At 42.2% G+C, this 15,114-nt stretch carries 17 protein-coding genes; 12 read left to right on the top strand and 5 right to left on the bottom strand.

From position 1 onward, the window contains the following. The first annotated feature begins 35 nt into the window (after positions 1-35). From GFC28_RS09375 to GFC28_RS09365, 3 genes are read left to right on the top strand one after another with little or no spacing between them, the layout of a single operon-like run. Complete coding sequence (locus tag GFC28_RS09375) at positions 36-866, top strand: amino acid ABC transporter substrate-binding protein (protein ID WP_044745617.1); 831 nt, start codon at positions 36-38, stop codon at positions 864-866. After that, a complete protein-coding gene (locus GFC28_RS09370; protein WP_044745618.1) occupies positions 844-1,554 on the top strand; it encodes an amino acid ABC transporter permease in 711 nt (236 codons plus the stop codon). The genes GFC28_RS09375 and GFC28_RS09370 overlap by 23 nt, the downstream gene beginning before the upstream one ends. A 14-nt stretch (positions 1,555-1,568) precedes the next feature. Further along, a complete protein-coding gene (locus tag GFC28_RS09365; RefSeq protein ID WP_044745761.1) occupies positions 1,569-2,303 on the top strand; it encodes an amino acid ABC transporter ATP-binding protein in 735 nt (244 codons plus the stop codon). A gap of 55 nt (positions 2,304-2,358) precedes the next feature. Here GFC28_RS09365 and GFC28_RS09360 read toward each other — a convergent pair whose 3' ends face one another. Beyond that, a complete protein-coding gene (locus tag GFC28_RS09360) occupies positions 2,359-2,565 on the bottom strand; it encodes an alpha/beta-type small acid-soluble spore protein (protein WP_044745619.1) in 207 nt (68 codons plus the stop codon). A gap of 526 nt (positions 2,566-3,091) precedes the next feature. Between GFC28_RS09360 and GFC28_RS09355 the strand changes: the two genes are divergently transcribed. Further along, entirely contained in the window at positions 3,092-3,334 is a 243-nt protein-coding gene (locus tag GFC28_RS09355; RefSeq protein WP_044745620.1) for a hypothetical protein, read from the top strand. 320 nt (positions 3,335-3,654) lie between these two features. Here the strand turns inward: GFC28_RS09355 and GFC28_RS09350 are convergent, their stop codons facing one another. The 3 genes from GFC28_RS09350 to GFC28_RS09340 all read right to left on the bottom strand — a co-directional run bounded on the left by GFC28_RS09350 (position 3,655) and on the right by GFC28_RS09340 (position 6,319). Then, on the bottom strand, positions 3,655-4,764 hold the full coding sequence (locus GFC28_RS09350; RefSeq protein ID WP_044745621.1) for an ABC transporter ATP-binding protein: 1,110 nt from the start codon (positions 4,762-4,764) through the stop codon (positions 3,655-3,657). 114 nt (positions 4,765-4,878) lie between these two features. After that, the gene (locus tag GFC28_RS09345; RefSeq protein ID WP_044745622.1) at positions 4,879-5,784 is read right to left on the bottom strand and encodes a PucR family transcriptional regulator; all 906 of its coding nucleotides are present in this window, start codon (positions 5,782-5,784) and stop codon (positions 4,879-4,881) included. Between the two features lie 355 nt (positions 5,785-6,139). Further along, complete coding sequence (locus tag GFC28_RS09340) at positions 6,140-6,319, bottom strand: hypothetical protein (protein WP_044745623.1); 180 nt, start codon at positions 6,317-6,319, stop codon at positions 6,140-6,142. Between the two features lie 100 nt (positions 6,320-6,419). On the opposite strand from GFC28_RS09340, the gene GFC28_RS09335 reads away from it, so the two are divergent. The 5 genes from GFC28_RS09335 (at position 6,420) to GFC28_RS09315 (ending at position 11,278) form a co-directional block, all read left to right on the top strand. Beyond that, complete coding sequence (locus GFC28_RS09335) at positions 6,420-6,830, top strand: hypothetical protein (RefSeq protein WP_044745624.1); 411 nt, start codon at positions 6,420-6,422, stop codon at positions 6,828-6,830. Between the two features lie 121 nt (positions 6,831-6,951). Next, the gene (locus GFC28_RS09330; RefSeq protein ID WP_044745625.1) at positions 6,952-8,085 is read left to right on the top strand and encodes a DUF445 domain-containing protein; all 1,134 of its coding nucleotides are present in this window, start codon (positions 6,952-6,954) and stop codon (positions 8,083-8,085) included. A gap of 262 nt (positions 8,086-8,347) precedes the next feature. Continuing rightward, the gene (locus GFC28_RS09325) at positions 8,348-8,701 is read left to right on the top strand and encodes a YlbF/YmcA family competence regulator (RefSeq protein ID WP_044745626.1); all 354 of its coding nucleotides are present in this window, start codon (positions 8,348-8,350) and stop codon (positions 8,699-8,701) included. Positions 8,702-8,793: 92 nt separating this feature from the next. Next, positions 8,794-9,660, top strand: coding sequence for a Cof-type HAD-IIB family hydrolase (locus GFC28_RS09320; RefSeq protein WP_044745627.1), 867 nt, complete (start codon positions 8,794-8,796; stop codon positions 9,658-9,660). Between the two features lie 106 nt (positions 9,661-9,766). Further along, positions 9,767-11,278 (top strand): coproporphyrinogen III oxidase, encoded by a 1,512-nt coding sequence (locus GFC28_RS09315; RefSeq protein WP_231883415.1) that lies wholly within the window; start codon positions 9,767-9,769, stop codon positions 11,276-11,278. Positions 11,279-11,571: 293 nt separating this feature from the next. On the opposite strand, the gene GFC28_RS09310 is transcribed toward GFC28_RS09315, so the two are convergent. Beyond that, complete coding sequence (locus GFC28_RS09310; RefSeq protein WP_044745628.1) at positions 11,572-11,757, bottom strand: YhzD family protein; 186 nt, start codon at positions 11,755-11,757, stop codon at positions 11,572-11,574. Positions 11,758-11,910: 153 nt separating this feature from the next. On the opposite strand from GFC28_RS09310, the gene GFC28_RS09305 reads away from it, so the two are divergent. The 3 genes from GFC28_RS09305 to yhaM all read left to right on the top strand — a co-directional run bounded on the left by GFC28_RS09305 (position 11,911) and on the right by yhaM (position 15,075). Next, positions 11,911-12,810, top strand: coding sequence for an ABC transporter ATP-binding protein (locus GFC28_RS09305; protein WP_044745629.1), 900 nt, complete (start codon positions 11,911-11,913; stop codon positions 12,808-12,810). After that, positions 12,803-14,041, top strand: a complete 1,239-nt coding sequence (locus GFC28_RS09300) for an ABC transporter permease (RefSeq protein ID WP_044745630.1) — start codon at positions 12,803-12,805, stop codon at positions 14,039-14,041. Before GFC28_RS09305 ends, GFC28_RS09300 begins: the two co-directional genes overlap by 8 nt. 89 nt (positions 14,042-14,130) lie before the next feature. After that, positions 14,131-15,075, top strand: a complete 945-nt coding sequence (gene yhaM, locus GFC28_RS09295) for a 3'-5' exoribonuclease YhaM (RefSeq protein ID WP_044745631.1) — start codon at positions 14,131-14,133, stop codon at positions 15,073-15,075. Positions 15,076-15,114: the final 39 nt, after the last annotated feature.

The following is a 15,114-nucleotide window of genomic DNA, read 5'->3' as shown; positions in this document are numbered from 1 at the left end:
GTTATAAAGCCAATAGGAATAATGGGGGTTCATCAATGAAAAAACTGGTTACTATGTGCTCTTTATTGCTCATTAGCGCTGCGTTGCTGTTAAGCGGATGCGGCAATCAGGAAGCGAATAATGGAGCGAAAAATAATGGAGCAAAAAATTCAACGGATTTATTGACAAAAATAAAGGAAGACGGAGAGCTTCGCATCGGCACAGAAGGAACGTATCCGCCATTCACCTTCCATGACAAAAATGGGGAATTAACAGGTTTTGATGTAGAGGTTGCGAAAGAGGTGGCCAAGCGTCTTGGTGTGAAACCAGTGTTTATGGAAACGCAATGGGATGCGATGTTTGCCGGATTAGATGCGAAGCGGTTTGATATGATCGCCAACCAAGTGGGCATTCGGTCAGACCGGCAAGAGAAATACGATTTCTCTATTCCGTATACGACATCAGCTGCTGTTTTACTGATTCATAAGGATAACAACAAAGTGAAAAAGTTTGAGGACATCAAAGGATTAAAATCCGCCCAATCCATGACAAGCAATTTTGCCGACTTGGCACGTTCATACGGCGCGGAAATAGTCGGAGTGGAAGGCTTTAATCAGGCAGTGGAATTGTTAAGCTCAAAAAGGGTAGATGTTACGATTAATGATAGATTGTCTGTGCTTGATTACTTAAAACAAAAGCCGAATGCGCCGATTAAAGTTGTCGCTACACACAAAGATGCTTCGCAAAGCGGCCTCATGTTCCGAAAAGGAAATGATTCATTGGTGGAAGCTGTTAACCAAGCTTTACAAGATATGATGAAGGACGGAACATACGCAAAAATTTCAGAGAAATGGTTTGGTCAAGATGTATCTAAGTTATCTAAATAACATAATGATGGATCATGATCGTTTGGAGCGGCTTGCATCAATCGCTCAAAGCTCCCTTCTCCCTCTAGTGAAGGGAGCTTTATATAATACGATTCCGTTAACGATTATTACATTTTTTATCGGATTGTTATTAGCGATTCTTACGGCGCTTGCTCGCATTTCCGGCATCAAGCTGCTTCACGGAATGGCCAGAGTATATGTATCGGCTATTCGTGGAACTCCTTTGCTCGTTCAGCTGTTTATCATTTTTTACGGCTTACCGAATTTAGGGGTCACCATTGATCCTTTTCCAGCAGCTGTCATTGGGTTCTCATTAAATGTCGGTGCTTATGCTTCTGAAATTATTCGTGCGGCGATTTTATCGATTCCAAAGGGACAGTGGGAAGCTGCTTATTCGATTGGCATGAGCTATGGACAAGTCTTACGGCGTGTGATTTTTCCACAAGCGGCCCGCGTCTCGATTCCGCCTCTCTCGAATACGTTTGTGAGCTTAGTGAAAGATACATCGCTTGCCTCCTTAATTCTTGTAACAGAAATGTTTCGAAAAGCGCAAGAAATTGCCTCGACTAACTACGAGTTTTTGCTGGTGTATACGGAAGCAGGCTTGATTTATTGGGTCATATGCTTTGGATTATCGATCATTCAAGATCGAATCGAAAGACGTTTGAATCGTTACATTGCTCGATAAGGAGATAAGAAATGATGATTTCTGTACAAGGCTTATATAAGCAGTTTGGCGAAGTTGAGGTGCTAAAAGGAATCGATCTGAAGATTCAAAAGGGGAAGGTTGTTGTTATTATCGGACCTTCTGGATCTGGAAAAACCACCTTGCTGCGTTGCCTCAATGTGCTAGAAAAGCCTGATAAGGGAAAGATTAGGATCGGAGAAAAGGAGCTTGATTTTGCTAAATCCGTTGCCAAGCAGGAGATTCATGCTTTCCGGCGATTGACGGGAATGGTTTTTCAAAACTATCAGCTGTTTCCTCATATGACGGCGCTTGAGAATGTAATGGAAGGACCGGTAACGGTGAAAAAGGAAGCGAAAGCACAAGCGCGCCAAAAAGCCATGGACTTACTGAAAAAGGTAGGATTGGTTCAGCAAGCGGATCAATATCCATTTCAATTATCGGGAGGGCAGCAGCAGCGGGTTGGCATCGCTCGGGCACTTGCGATGGAGCCGGAAGTCATGCTTTTTGATGAGCCGACGTCAGCGCTCGATCCTGAACTGGTGGGAGAAGTGCTAAAGGTGATGAAAGATTTGGCCGCCGAAGGGATGACAATGGTGGTTGTAACGCATGAAATGCGGTTTGCAAAAGAAGTAGCAGATGAAATTATTTTTATGGATCATGGACGCATTGTTGAGCAGGGAAAACCGGAACAATTATTTATAAACCCTCAACATGAACGAACCAAACAGTTTTTGCGGCTTATCGAATAATGAGAAAGCCCCAAGCGATTCATTGCTTGGGGCTTTTTGCCATGTATATGCAGTTTTATCGAGTATACTGGCCACCAAGTTGTTGTTGTGCCATAGCAACTAAACGTTTTGTAATTTCTCCACCAACAGAACCGTTCGCACGAGAAGTTGTTTCAGCTCCAAGATTTACACCAAATTCTTGTGCGATTTCGTATTTCATTTGATCAATCGCTTGTTGAGCACCAGAAACTAGTACTTGATTAGAGTTGTTGTTACGAGCCATGTTAAATCATCTCCTTATTAATTTAAGTATTTAAATGGTGGGTTGGCTGGATTTGCACCAGCGCCGCATGCTGTTGCTGCATGCTGCCCAACTTGGCGAACCCCAATGTAGTGAATGTGAAAGTAGTACTAGTAGTTTGAAACATTTTTTTATTATTATTCTTCATTCATTCTTAGTAATTTTTGGTATTTTTACACTTGTATCAATTCAGCTTGAAATATCATCACGCATTTTGTCAAGTTGACCAAAAAACATTTATCATCATGGTGCCAATTCCAATCGACTGATTGCTGCTCCTCGTGCTATACATATATGATGAATGGACAGGATTTGTAAAAAATCACGGGTTTGTGCTCATTTTGCTGATGCCATGAATTATGCTCTGTTCACATAGAGGAGAAATATAGAGATCAAAGTGATATCGATCATTGTTGCGTGCAATGGCTAACTAGCAGCACGAGTACATCTATCTATGCTTATTTGGGAATATTGAGAAGAGGTAGCTTTTCAACAGGAGGATGCACAGATGAATATTTGTTCGCTTTGCAATGGATTAAGAGAACGAATCTTTTTTTGTTCCCACTGTGGGACAGATTTGGAGGATCACGGTAAAATAACAGACTACTTTGATGATTATAGCCCATATATGGAGATTGATACGATGAAAAAAGTGGATGGATATCCAATGACGTTGAAACATCATGAATGTGTTCATTTGTTTTATTGTCCTCAATGTCGAATAGAGGAGGTCCGTTTTATAAAAGAGTGACATCTGCTTCATGAAGAGGGCAGACTGATAATCAACATTTGAATTCTGTACCACTGTCCTTGTTTGTCAAGCGAAGTGCATGAATGGATGATGCGTAAAAAGACGGAAGACAAAGTCCATGGGGGCTTTGTCTTCCATCTGACTATATGATGAGGAATGGTTTCAATAGCTGGAGACAAGTGACGGGCTTGCCTTGGATACCTGTCCTGTTTCTCATGACCGCGACTGAGCCGCTTCATTCATCATCCGATTGGGCTGAAACATTTGACGGCTGAAAGACTGCTTAAATTCCCTATTGATGCGGCAGATGTTGAAGGGCGTTATTCATTGCTGGACCGTATGCGTTGTTCCGTTTCGATATCAAAGAAATGGGCTTTATTCATATCGAGAGCCAGCTCGATTTGTTCACCTGGTTTAATTTCTGTACGAGCGTCGATGCGAGCAACGATCTCCTGGCCGTTGATTTGCGAATAAACCATCGTTTCAGCACCGAGCAATTCCGCCACCTCGACGTTTGCGATTATTTTTGTAGTTGGTGAAGCTTCAATAAACACGGGCTCGTCATGGAAATCTTCTGGGCGAATGCCTAAGATGACCTCTTTATTTACATACCCTTGCTCGCGCAGCATTTTCATTTTTCCTTCAGGAATGCCGATCGTGACGGAACCAGTTACGAATTGGCCATCTTCCAGTGTTCCTCGTAAAAAGTTCATGGCCGGCGATCCGATAAAGCCGCCGACAAAAATGTTTTCCGGCTTTTCATAGACTTCTTTTGGAGTGCCTACTTGCTGAATGACGCCATCCTTCATGACAACAAGGCGGGTAGCCATCGTCATGGCTTCAGTTTGATCGTGTGTTACATAAATGGTAGTTGTTTCTAGGCGTTGGTGCAATTTTGCAATTTCTGAGCGCATTTGCACCCGAAGCTTAGCATCAAGGTTAGAAAGCGGCTCGTCCATTAAAAACACCTTGGCATCGCGGACAATGGCGCGCCCTAAGGCAACGCGCTGACGCTGACCACCGGATAGAGCCTTTGGCTTGCGATCAAGATATTGTTCCAGTCCAAGAATGCGGGCAGCCTCACGAACACGACGGTCAATTTCTGCTTTTGGGAATTTGCGCAATTTTAATCCGAATGCCATATTGTCATAAACGCTCATATGCGGATAAAGCGCATAGTTCTGAAACACCATGGCAATATCGCGATCTTTTGGAGCTACGTCATTCATGCGCTTGCCGTCAATATATAAATCGCCTTTTGAAATTTCCTCAAGACCAGCAATCATCCGAAGCGTCGTCGATTTTCCGCATCCTGATGGGCCAACGAAGACAATAAATTCTTTTTCTTGGATATGGAGATTAAAATCCTTTACAGCCGTTACGTTATTATCGTAGATTTTGTAAATATGCTCTAAACGAAGCTCAGCCATTTGAATCCCTCCGCGAAATCGTTTTCACTTTTTCTTCATCATACGGAAAATAGCGGAAGGCGTAAATGGACAATGTGCACAAAAAATAGCGCAGATTTTAGGCAGCGTGATGAACTAGTGTTTCTTTATGGATTCAGTTGCTAAGATGGCTAAATAAACAGCGACTGCACCTTTAAAATGTTTAATATCGATTCCTGTTTTTTCAATAAATTTATCGATGCGGTACTGCAGGCTGTTGCGGTGCATATAAAGTTTTTTGGCAGCTGATGAAACATTTAAATTGCATTGAAAAAATACTTTGATGGTTTCGAGCAATTCATCATCAATGCTATGAACGATGGAGCGGAGATGTTGAATGGTTTCCGAATCTGGATGATGATGAATCAATGCGATCGGCAATATATCTTCAATCGTATAAACGGTTTGTGTTTGAATGTATGTTTTAGCCCAGTTGAAATATTGTTTTTCAAGGCGAAAATGGCGATAAAGCTCATGATGATTTGGATGTGTTTGGCCAATGAATACATGGAGCGTTACATAAAAATCACTTGAAAGGGTATCGATCATCTCAAGAAACGGAAGATGCTTTTCCACCTGGCTGAGTCGCTTTTCTATAATCACTCCCCCATATTCATTTTCCCAAATAATCATAAATGTTTCATCAAGCAAACCGGCTATTGCTTCGTGGAAGTCCGCTTGATCTATTGCAGTTTGTTTGGTTTGAAAGTGAATAAAGCGGTAATAAGGAGAGTGGTTATCAAGAAGGCGAAGCGGTGTATCATCTCCTTGGATAACAAAACAATGCCAAGCGAACTCCTCTTTTGTCAGTAGCTGCTGATTCTGGAGCATAGGGATAAAGAAGATGGACAACAGTTGTTTTTCCCGCTCAGTTAGTGCTTTTTTTAAAATACCGATTCGATCTCCTTGTTTTGTATAAAACCATTCATATTTATCCATTTGTTCTGTTTGTTCATTGATGAGCAGCGCATCTTTAAAATGAGCTTTTAATTGTTCGAGCATTGTGCGCCTTCCTTTCTTTGTCATAGTTTTAACTTTTGGATGGAGCCTATTGTTTTTTGACGGACCTATGGCGGAACAATGGACCATTTCACAGTCGAATGAATGGAAGTGATGGTGCTTCAGTCTTTGGATAATGAAGCAGGCTTATCTGATCGTCGAGACTCCGGAGAAAATCTATTTTAGTTGCCAGTTGAACTGATATCGCGGTGTTAGGGAAATGATAAAATCCCTCAGCTATGGTGGTCATATTCTGATTTTATCTTGGCCCGATTCCTTATTTTCGCCGTCAGTCTTCTATTGTTTATTATACAAAAAAACCGATTTTCCCTGTAAAAAGGAAAATCGGCATCTGCTTTTAGCTTATTTCATGTGGCGGTTCTTCTTCTATTAGCTCATGTGCTTCTTCAATATTTGTTGCTTCATGGCGCGCATGTACGTAACCTCCTGCCATTCCTTCATTAATCATGCGATCAATGTCCATGTAATACTTATCGCGTCCTTCGTGACAGGAATCTTTTTGATGCTTGTGATCCATCTTCCCACCCTCCTTTGCTTGTTAAGTTTATTTTGTCATATATAAACTCCTTCATTCATATATATGAAGGCAAATGGACAAGCATAGTAGGAGGGAAAATATGTTGGATATGCTAGAACAAGCGATTCGCGCTACATTTGTGACATGGCAATTAGCGGAGCAATTGTTAGAGAAACTATGTGATGAACAATGGCAGTCATGGCTGACTTCATATATCGCGAAAGAACAAAAACAGCATGAAATATGGAAATATTTATTTATGGTATCAAGAGGAATTCCGTATGAAAGAGCCTTAAATGATAAAGGTCAAGCTGTGCAGCACGTTGAAGAAATGGTTGCAGCTTTGTTTTTTCATGAGATAGAAAAAAACATGCTGTATTATCGCATGTACACTCAGCTCGCGAAAGCACCGAAATATGCGGCAGAGCAAGCGCTAACGCATTCATTGGAACATAGCCGTTGTTTTTTTCAGTGGATGCAGAAAGAGAGAGAACAAGCACAGCTTATATAAAGCTGGTGCAAGAAATGATCGACCATCTTTTCCTCCGTTGTCACATATTTGCGCTTTCACTGAACAAACGATATAATGAGACATTAGGCAAATAAGTAAACATCAGAGCGGAGGAAGGAAGATGGAAACCGTTTTGTATGTGCTGTTTATGGTTGCTGCTGGTGCGATTATCGGAGGAGTCACTAACGCGCTAGCGATAAAAATGCTATTTCGTCCGTATAAGCCGATTTATGTCTATGGAAAACGCCTTCCTTTTACACCAGGGTTAATCCCAAAGCGGCGTGAAGAACTGGCGCATCAGTTAGGGAAAATGGTAGTAGAGCATCTGTTGACAGCGGAAGGAATTCGCCGCAAGTTGATGGAGGCTGAACTGATAGACGGTGTGATTCAATGGGGACAACAGTTGGCCGATCGTTGGCTGAGCAGCGAGCAAACAGTGGACGGGCTGCTTCGCCAGCTTGGCATGAGAGCCCCGAAAGAATGGATTGATGCCAAAATAGCACAATGGCTCGAAGATACGTATGAAAGCTCACTAGCTCCTTTAAGAAATAAAAGGATTTATGATGTCCTGCCAGCTGAGGTGCGCGTTCAAGTAGAGAAAAGGGTAAGTGCTTTTGCTGATTATATCGCCGATCGGGCGCTCTGCTATTTTCAAAGTGAGGATGGAAAACAACGGATTGCCCAAATGATTGACGAATTTTTTATTGGTCGCGGCATGTTGGGAAACATGCTGCAAATGTTTCTAGGCAATGTAAATCTTGTTGACAAAGTCCAGCCAGAAGTGATTAAATTTCTTAAACATCAAGGGACAAGACAAATGCTAGCCCAGCTTTTATTGGATGAGTGGCACAAATGGTCCGCCGCTTCTGTTGCAGAGGCGGAAGCTTTTATTGGGAAAGAACGGATTCAGCAGTCGCTGCGCAATTGGGTGATAAAAGCCATTTATCAAAATGAAATATGGGAGAAAAAAGTAGCAGATCTTGCAGCTATGTATCGTGAGCCTATTATCAATGAATGGATTCCAAAGTCAATAGAGAAAGCGCGGCAATGGATTATTGGTCAAGTAGAAGCGCTTATCGAACGCTTGCAAGTCGCTGATATTGTTCGTAAAGAAGTGGAAAAATTTCCTGTTGAACGTCTTGAGCAAATGATTCTGTTAATTTCACAGCGCGAATTTAAGATGATTACGTATTTAGGAGCGCTCTTGGGAGGAATCATCGGAATCTTTCAAGCGATTGTCGGATTGTGGTTTTAGCAGGTCGCGTTAATATTAGGAAGAAGCAAAAAAGCTGACGTTAAGCCCTATCAGTTTGTTTTTTAGCAAATGAATGGAATCCCCAACAGTAGTGATATGTTTTCATTTTCTTGCCATCCATTCGGCAAGGGATCGGACGCCCCACTCATTCATCCGTTATATATGGGCTGAGGAGCTCGCTTGAGCACTTGGTGTCATATTGTTTTTTAGGAGCGCATATGTTTAGGAATAACCGTAATTTTTATCTTTAGGAGGCTATTTTATGTCCAATTCATTGTATACACTGGCTCAACAATTAGAGCAGGCGATTCGCACGAGCGAGGATTTCCAGCAGCTCAAGCGGGCGTATGAAGCGGTGCGTCGCGATGAAACTGCCTATCGCATGTTTAATCATTTCCGGCAATTGCAGCTGCAGCTACACGAAAAGCAGTTTACGGGAGCGGCCATTTCTCCAGAAGAAGTGGAACAAGCACAAAAAGCAATGGCGCTGACACAGCAAAATGAAAAATTATCAACTCTTATGGCGCTTGAACAGCGCATGAGCATGACAATTGCCGACATGAACCAAATCATCATGAAACCGCTTGAAGAATTATATCGCTCATTTGCTGAATAAGGGAGAACACTCAATTGAGTGTTCTTTTTTTATCCTACTTGTCATAGCTATGTGATAGGCAAGTGTGACAACATGAAAAGGGGGAAGCTGCTTTGTCTTATAAATTACTTGCTCTTAATATCGATGGGACGATTTTAAAACAGAATGGGCGTCTGCAAAAGGAAACAAAGGAAGCAGTGGAATTTGTCAAACGAAAAGGAGTATATGTGACATTAATGACCGGGCGAAATTTGCTATCAGCGCGAAAAATAGCGAAATCGTTAAAATTAAATACGATGATTATCACGTTTCAAGGAGCGATCATCGGAAAATCGTTAAATGAGAAATTATATGAGGCGACCATTCCAGAGGAACGGACATTTAATATTGTGCAAATTTTGGAAAATTATTCATGCAATGTTCGGCTTATGCATGAACGATACTCGCTTGGAAATCGTAAAAAGGTTCAGAAGCAATTGGTGGTAAAAACCGTGCTGTCTTCTGGAGATCCGTTTTTTTATCCAACTCAATTTGTTGATTCGCTAAGTGATGTTCTGCGCGATGATCCAATTGCTGTTCCTAAAATTGACGCATATTTTGCCAATGAAAAAGAGAAAAAAGAGGTGACTTCTCTTCTAGGACAGGAATTTCCAACGGTTGATATGATTGAACATCCGAATGGAAAAGTAGAAATTGTGCCAAGCGGTGTCTCCAAGCTAGATGGACTCAAAAGACTTGGGGATGTTTTAGGAATTTCATTAAAAGAAATGGTTGTCATTGGTGATGGAATCGATGACATTCAAGCCATTGAAGCGGCGGGATTAGGAGTGGCAATGGGAAATGCGCCTGCTGAGGTCAAAAAGGCAGCGGACTGGATTACGCGTTCTAACGAACAGCTCGGGGTTGCTTACATGATTAAAGAGCATTTTCGCAAGCAGCAGCGTCCAGAGTTTTTGCATAAATTGAAAATGAAGCGATGAAAGGGGGCTGAGATGAAATCTCAGCCTTTTATGATGTTCGGAAATAATCGTCACTTGACGAGCATAAACGGCCTTCTGTACACTTAAATAAGTTTGACGTAGAAAGGTGATATCATTGCGCATTCAAATTTACGGATTACATGCCTTGGAACAAATTAAGCGCCCGCTTGAAGTGATAACAGGATTATTTTTTGAAGAATATGAGTTATTATTTGAACCAGCTTCTTCCGCTGCTGATATAGTTGTCACCTTTTCGCTGCATGGAGAAGAAATCGGCATCGTGAACGGGATGCTCATTGAAACGGCCAGCGGGCATGAATGGAAGCATGATTATCAAACAGATTTGCGTTTGTGCCACGACGAGAAAGCGCGGCTGAAACAATGGAAACAGGCGGTTTTTCATGTTTATCTCACACTTTTTCAAGAATATACGGGAATGATTCAGCAATGGGGAATTTTAACCGGAGTGCGCCCGATTAAGCTGCTGCACCAAAAATTGCGGTCAGGTCTGTCACAAACGGAAGCGCATCGCCAGCTTCGAGAAGATTATTTAATAACCGAAGAAAAAATTCAGCTGATGCAAAAAATTGTGGATCGGCAACTAACCGTTGTCCCCGATTTATATGACCTTGCCCATGAAGTAAGCATTTATATCGGCATCCCATTCTGTCCGACAAAGTGTGCGTATTGCACGTTTCCAGCCTATGCGATTAATGGACGCCAAGGCTCGGTGGATGCCTTTTTAGCTGGTCTCCATTATGAGATAAAAGAAGTCGGACAGTTTTTAAAGGAGCGCGGCGTCAATATTACGACCATTTATTACGGCGGCGGTACTCCAACCAGTATAACTGCTGAAGAAATGGATCGATTATACGAGCAGATGTATCAATCGTTCCCAAATATGGAACGCGTCCGAGAAATAACAGTAGAAGCAGGACGACCGGATACGATCACTCCGGAAAAGCTGGAGGTGCTTAAAAAGTGGAACATCGACCGCATCAGCATCAACCCGCAATCCTATATTCAGGAAACGCTGAGAGCGATCGGCCGGCATCATACGGTTGAAGAGACGGTGGAAAAATTTCATTTGGCGCGCCAGATGGGGATGAACAACATTAACATGGATTTAATTATCGGTCTTCCGGGAGAAGGAATCGAACAGTTTAACTACACACTTGCGCAAACAGAAAAGCTGCTGCCTGAGTCATTGACGGTCCATACTTTGTCGTTTAAACGGGCGTCAGAAATGACAAAAAACAAAGAAAAATACAGAGTGGCTGACCGTGAAGAGATTCAGACAATGATGAAAAACGCCGAAGCATGGACAAAGCGTCATGGCTATGTACCTTATTATTTGTACCGCCAGAAAAATATTCTCGGTAATCTAGAAAATGTAGGGTATGCGCTTCCGGGACAAGAAAGCCTTTATAACATTATGATTATGGAAGAGCAACAATCGATTATCGGTCTCGGATGTGGGGCATCAAGCAAATTTGTCCACCCGAAAACGCGAGCGATTACCCGTTTTGCTAATCCGAAAGAACCGAAAGTATATAATGAAAACTTTGTACACTATACAGAGGAAAAACTGAAAATGATGGACGAGTTGTTTCGTTAAACGTTCTGCGTAAATATGGCGGAAAGCGGGCATCCGTTAAAATCGGAAACCCGCTTTTTGTTTATATTTGCGACTGTGGGGCAAGAACCGTCCGCTTGCGGCCCGGACACACACTTCAAAACAAACGTATCGTTCGCCCGCGCGATTTGTTAAAACGGGAATATAGGATCGGCCCAGCTGTCGAACCATAACATGAACGCGTCATGGCGGATGGTGACGATTCACGTCAAATAAACACGATGGACAGTGGTATGAAACGGAAAAAACCCCCGAATGTTTCGGGGTTTTTGTCATTAACGATGAAACAAAATCAATTTTCCGCTTGAGGTCGTGCAACGATGCGTTTTATCGTAACAGTTATGTTCACGCAGCTTTTGTTCGCCGATTTTTTTAGCTTCTTCTTCATTGTCTGCTTCAAATGTTTCGTTTAATAAGGTCTCTCCATTTTTATCAAAAGCAGTTAAAATAAATGTCGGCACGATCGCTCCTCCTTTGCTGAATAATGAATGAACATTAAATATTTTGCTGTTTTTTGAAAATTTCCTTCTCAAATGTGAAACTTTTCGATAACATAAAACGTGTAATATAATGTGGAAATTTTATCTTTTATTTCAAAATTGGGGGAAGTAGCGATGAGCTTACGACTCGAGCAGGTAACGAAACGTTTTGGAAATGTGACTGCGGTTGATCACCTTACGTTAAGTATTCCGGAAGGGGAGATGTTTGGATTTCTTGGCGCAAATGGAGCGGGTAAAACAACGACATTCCGCATGATTTTAGGATTGCTTGAGCCAACGTCGGGAGCGGTCCAATGGAACGATGAAGCCATTACATACGCTAAAAGCCATTTAATTGGGTATTTGCCGGAGGAACGAGGCCTGTATCCAAAATTAAAAGTGAGGGAACAGCTTATTTATTTAGGAAGGCTGCGCGGCCTTGATAAGCAAACGATCATTCAAGAAATGGAAAAATGGCTCGACCGTTTTAAAGTGCCTGAATATGCGGAAAAAAGAGTAGAAGAATTGTCCAAGGGAAATCAGCAAAAAATTCAATTTATTGCTGCGGTTTTGCATCAACCGAAGCTGTTAATTTTGGACGAACCGTTCAGCGGCCTTGATCCTGTGAATGTGGAGCTGTTGAAAGAGGCGGTGCTTGATTTAAAAAATAATGGCACTACTATCGTATTTTCAAGCCACCGCATGGAGCATGTGGAGGAGTTGTGTGAATATTTGTGTATTATGCATCGCGGCAAGCCGGTAGTCCACGGGGCGCTGAGAGAGATTAAGCGATCCTTTGGCAAAAAAAATATTATTATTCATGCTGATTTTCCGCTTGATGAGCTGCGCCATTTTCCGGGAGTCATGAAAGCAAAGCAAACAGCGGAAGGAATTCATCTGCAGGTGGAAGATGAAGACGTTTCCCAACACATCCTGGCCCATATTGCCGACAAAGGGTTTATTCGGAAATTTGCTTTAGAGGAACCTTCTTTGAATGACATTTTTATTGAAAAAGTAGGTGCGGCATATGAATAAATTTTGGATTGTCCTATGGCATACGTATATCACAAAACTGAAATCGAAATCGTTTATGATTACGACTGCGATTACCTCTTTGCTCATTCTTGGAGTGACGAATATCACCCACATTATTGACTTTTTTAACAAAAATGAAAAGAAAACGATTGCGGTGATGGATCAAACAGAGGAGATGTATAAGCCGTTGAAGGCGCAGCTTGAAAAAAGCGGCGACAAAAAGATCAGCCTGGAATTCTTTCAAGGATCGGAGAAAGCGGCGAAGCAAAAGGTAGAGAGCGGTCAATGGGAAGCCTTTTTAAAAATTGCTTATGATGATAAGCAGTTGCCTGAAGCGGTATATTATGCGAAGACGGTTGCTGATAGCGATACATCCGATCAAGTAAAAGAAGCGCTTCAGCAAATCAAAACGGCGATGGCGACGGCTAAAATCGGCTTAAAGCAGGAGCAAATAACGCAGCTGTATGAGCCGGTGTCGTTCCAAAAAATCGCGTTGGAGGAAAACGCGAAAACGGAAGAGGAATTGAATCAAGCAAGAGGACTTGTTTATGTTTTAGTGTTTGCCATGTATATGTTCGTGCTTATGTATGGATCGATGATCGCTTCAGAGGTCTCGACCGAGAAATCATCACGTATTATGGAAATTCTGATTTCCAGCGTTCCTCCTGTTCAGCAAATGTTCGGTAAAATTATTGGAGTGGCTCTCCTCAGTTTGACACAGTTTTTGGTTTTATTTGCGATTGGTTTTAGCTCCTTGAAAAGCAGTGGAAAAGAGCTATTGCAGCTTTTAGGCTTTGAACATCTTCCGGTTTCGACGCTCGTTTATGCTGTCGTCCTTTTCCTGCTCGGTTACTTTTTATATGCCACGTTATTTGCTGTTCTTGGCTCTATGGTCAGCCGTGCGGAAGAAGTGCAGCAGGTCGTTATGCCGGTCACCATGCTCGTCATTGCCGCTTTTTTAATTGCCATGTTTGGCTTGAATGCTCCTGAAGCTTCGTTTATTACGGTGACTTCCTTTATCCCGTTTTTTACACCGATGATTATGCTTCTGCGGATCGGCATGCTGAATATCCCTTTCTGGGAAGTAGCGCTGAGCCTTGTGTTGTTAATCGGCACGATTGTGTTGTTTGCTTTTTTAGGATCGAAAATTTACCGTGGCGGCGTTTTAATGTATGGGAAATCGACTTCGCTTAAAGATATGAAAAAAGCGCTTGAGCTAACGAAGAAATAAGATCTTGCTTTAGGCAAGGTCTTATTTTTTGCCTAAGCTGGATATGGTATACTAGACGATAGGCAAATACGGAAACGGAGGAGAATGGCTTGGCAAAAGGGATTATTCATTACGAAGTCGGAGAACAAGTCGATGTTTATTTGTTGATAAAATCTGTTGCCAAAGGGATCGCAAGTAACGGGAAGCCGTTTTTAACTCTTATTTTACAAGATAAAACAGGCGAAATTGAGGCAAAGCTATGGGACGCTTCATCAGAAGATGAAAATGTGTATGTGCCGGAAAGCATTGTCAAAGTATTCGGAGATATTAGCAATTATCGGGGGCGTACACAGCTTAAAATTCGCAATATTCGTCCGGCCAATCAAGCGGACCCGGTACGGATCGCCGATTTTCTTGAAGTTGCGCCAATGAAGCGGGACGAAATGATGGAGAAGCTCACACAGTATATTTTTGAAATGAAAAATCCGAATATCCAGCGCATTACGAGGTATTTGCTCAAAAAATATGAAAGCAAATTTTTGGAGTATCCGGCAGCTACGAAAAACCATCATGAATTTATTTCCGGTCTTGCCTATCATGTTGTTTCGATGCTTGATTTGGCAAAAGCGATCGCTCGCCTTTATCCGTCGCTGGATCGGGATCTTCTATACGCGGGAGTCATTTTGCACGACCTTGGTAAAGTGATTGAATTATCAGGGCCTATTTCTACGACCTATACGCTTGAAGGAAACTTACTTGGACATATTTCGATTATGGTAGGCGAAATTGGCAAGGCGGCTGAGCATCTTGGAATTGCTGGCGAGGAAGTCGTCATTCTGCAGCATATGGTGCTGAGCCATCACGGAAAAGCAGAGTGGGGGAGTCCGAAGCCGCCAATGGTGAAAGAGGCAGAGATTCTTCATTATATTGATAATTTAGATGCGAAAATGAATATGATTGATCGCGCATTGGAAAAAGTGAAGCCCGGAGAGTTTACCGAACGGATTTTTGCGTTGGACAACCGTTCATTTTATAAGCCGACATTTCAAAAATAACAGAACGGAAGCAGATCGCTTCTGTTTTTTGTGCATAAA

The sequence above is a fragment of the Anoxybacillus sp. B2M1 genome (assembly GCF_001634265.1).
Taxonomy (GTDB): Bacteria; Bacillota; Bacilli; order Bacillales; family Anoxybacillaceae; genus Anoxybacteroides; species Anoxybacteroides rupiense.
This window is presented reverse-complemented; position numbering and strand designations above follow the sequence as displayed.

What these genes read in the sequence shown, in the direction of transcription:
- GFC28_RS09365 (WP_044745761.1), top strand. Translation starts at nt 1,569, where the DNA reads ATGATTTCTGTACAAGGCTTATATAAGCAGTTTGGCGAAGTTGAGGTG.
- GFC28_RS09335 (WP_044745624.1), top strand. Translation starts at nt 6,420, where the DNA reads ATGTTGGATATGCTAGAACAAGCGATTCGCGCTACATTTGTGACATGG.
- GFC28_RS09345 (WP_044745622.1), bottom strand. Translation starts at nt 5,784, where the DNA reads ATGCTCGAACAATTAAAAGCTCATTTTAAAGATGCGCTGCTCATCAAT.
- GFC28_RS09330 (WP_044745625.1), top strand. Translation starts at nt 6,952, where the DNA reads ATGGAAACCGTTTTGTATGTGCTGTTTATGGTTGCTGCTGGTGCGATT.
- GFC28_RS09350 (WP_044745621.1), bottom strand. Translation starts at nt 4,764, where the DNA reads ATGGCTGAGCTTCGTTTAGAGCATATTTACAAAATCTACGATAATAAC.
- GFC28_RS09325 (WP_044745626.1), top strand. Translation starts at nt 8,348, where the DNA reads ATGTCCAATTCATTGTATACACTGGCTCAACAATTAGAGCAGGCGATT.
- GFC28_RS09370 (WP_044745618.1), top strand. Translation starts at nt 844, where the DNA reads ATGTATCTAAGTTATCTAAATAACATAATGATGGATCATGATCGTTTG.
- GFC28_RS09300 (WP_044745630.1), top strand. Translation starts at nt 12,803, where the DNA reads ATGAATAAATTTTGGATTGTCCTATGGCATACGTATATCACAAAACTG.
- GFC28_RS09305 (WP_044745629.1), top strand. Translation starts at nt 11,911, where the DNA reads ATGAGCTTACGACTCGAGCAGGTAACGAAACGTTTTGGAAATGTGACT.
- GFC28_RS09375 (WP_044745617.1), top strand. Translation starts at nt 36, where the DNA reads ATGAAAAAACTGGTTACTATGTGCTCTTTATTGCTCATTAGCGCTGCG.
- GFC28_RS09340 (WP_044745623.1), bottom strand. Translation starts at nt 6,319, where the DNA reads ATGGATCACAAGCATCAAAAAGATTCCTGTCACGAAGGACGCGATAAG.
- GFC28_RS09360 (WP_044745619.1), bottom strand. Translation starts at nt 2,565, where the DNA reads ATGGCTCGTAACAACAACTCTAATCAAGTACTAGTTTCTGGTGCTCAA.
- GFC28_RS09355 (WP_044745620.1), top strand. Translation starts at nt 3,092, where the DNA reads ATGAATATTTGTTCGCTTTGCAATGGATTAAGAGAACGAATCTTTTTT.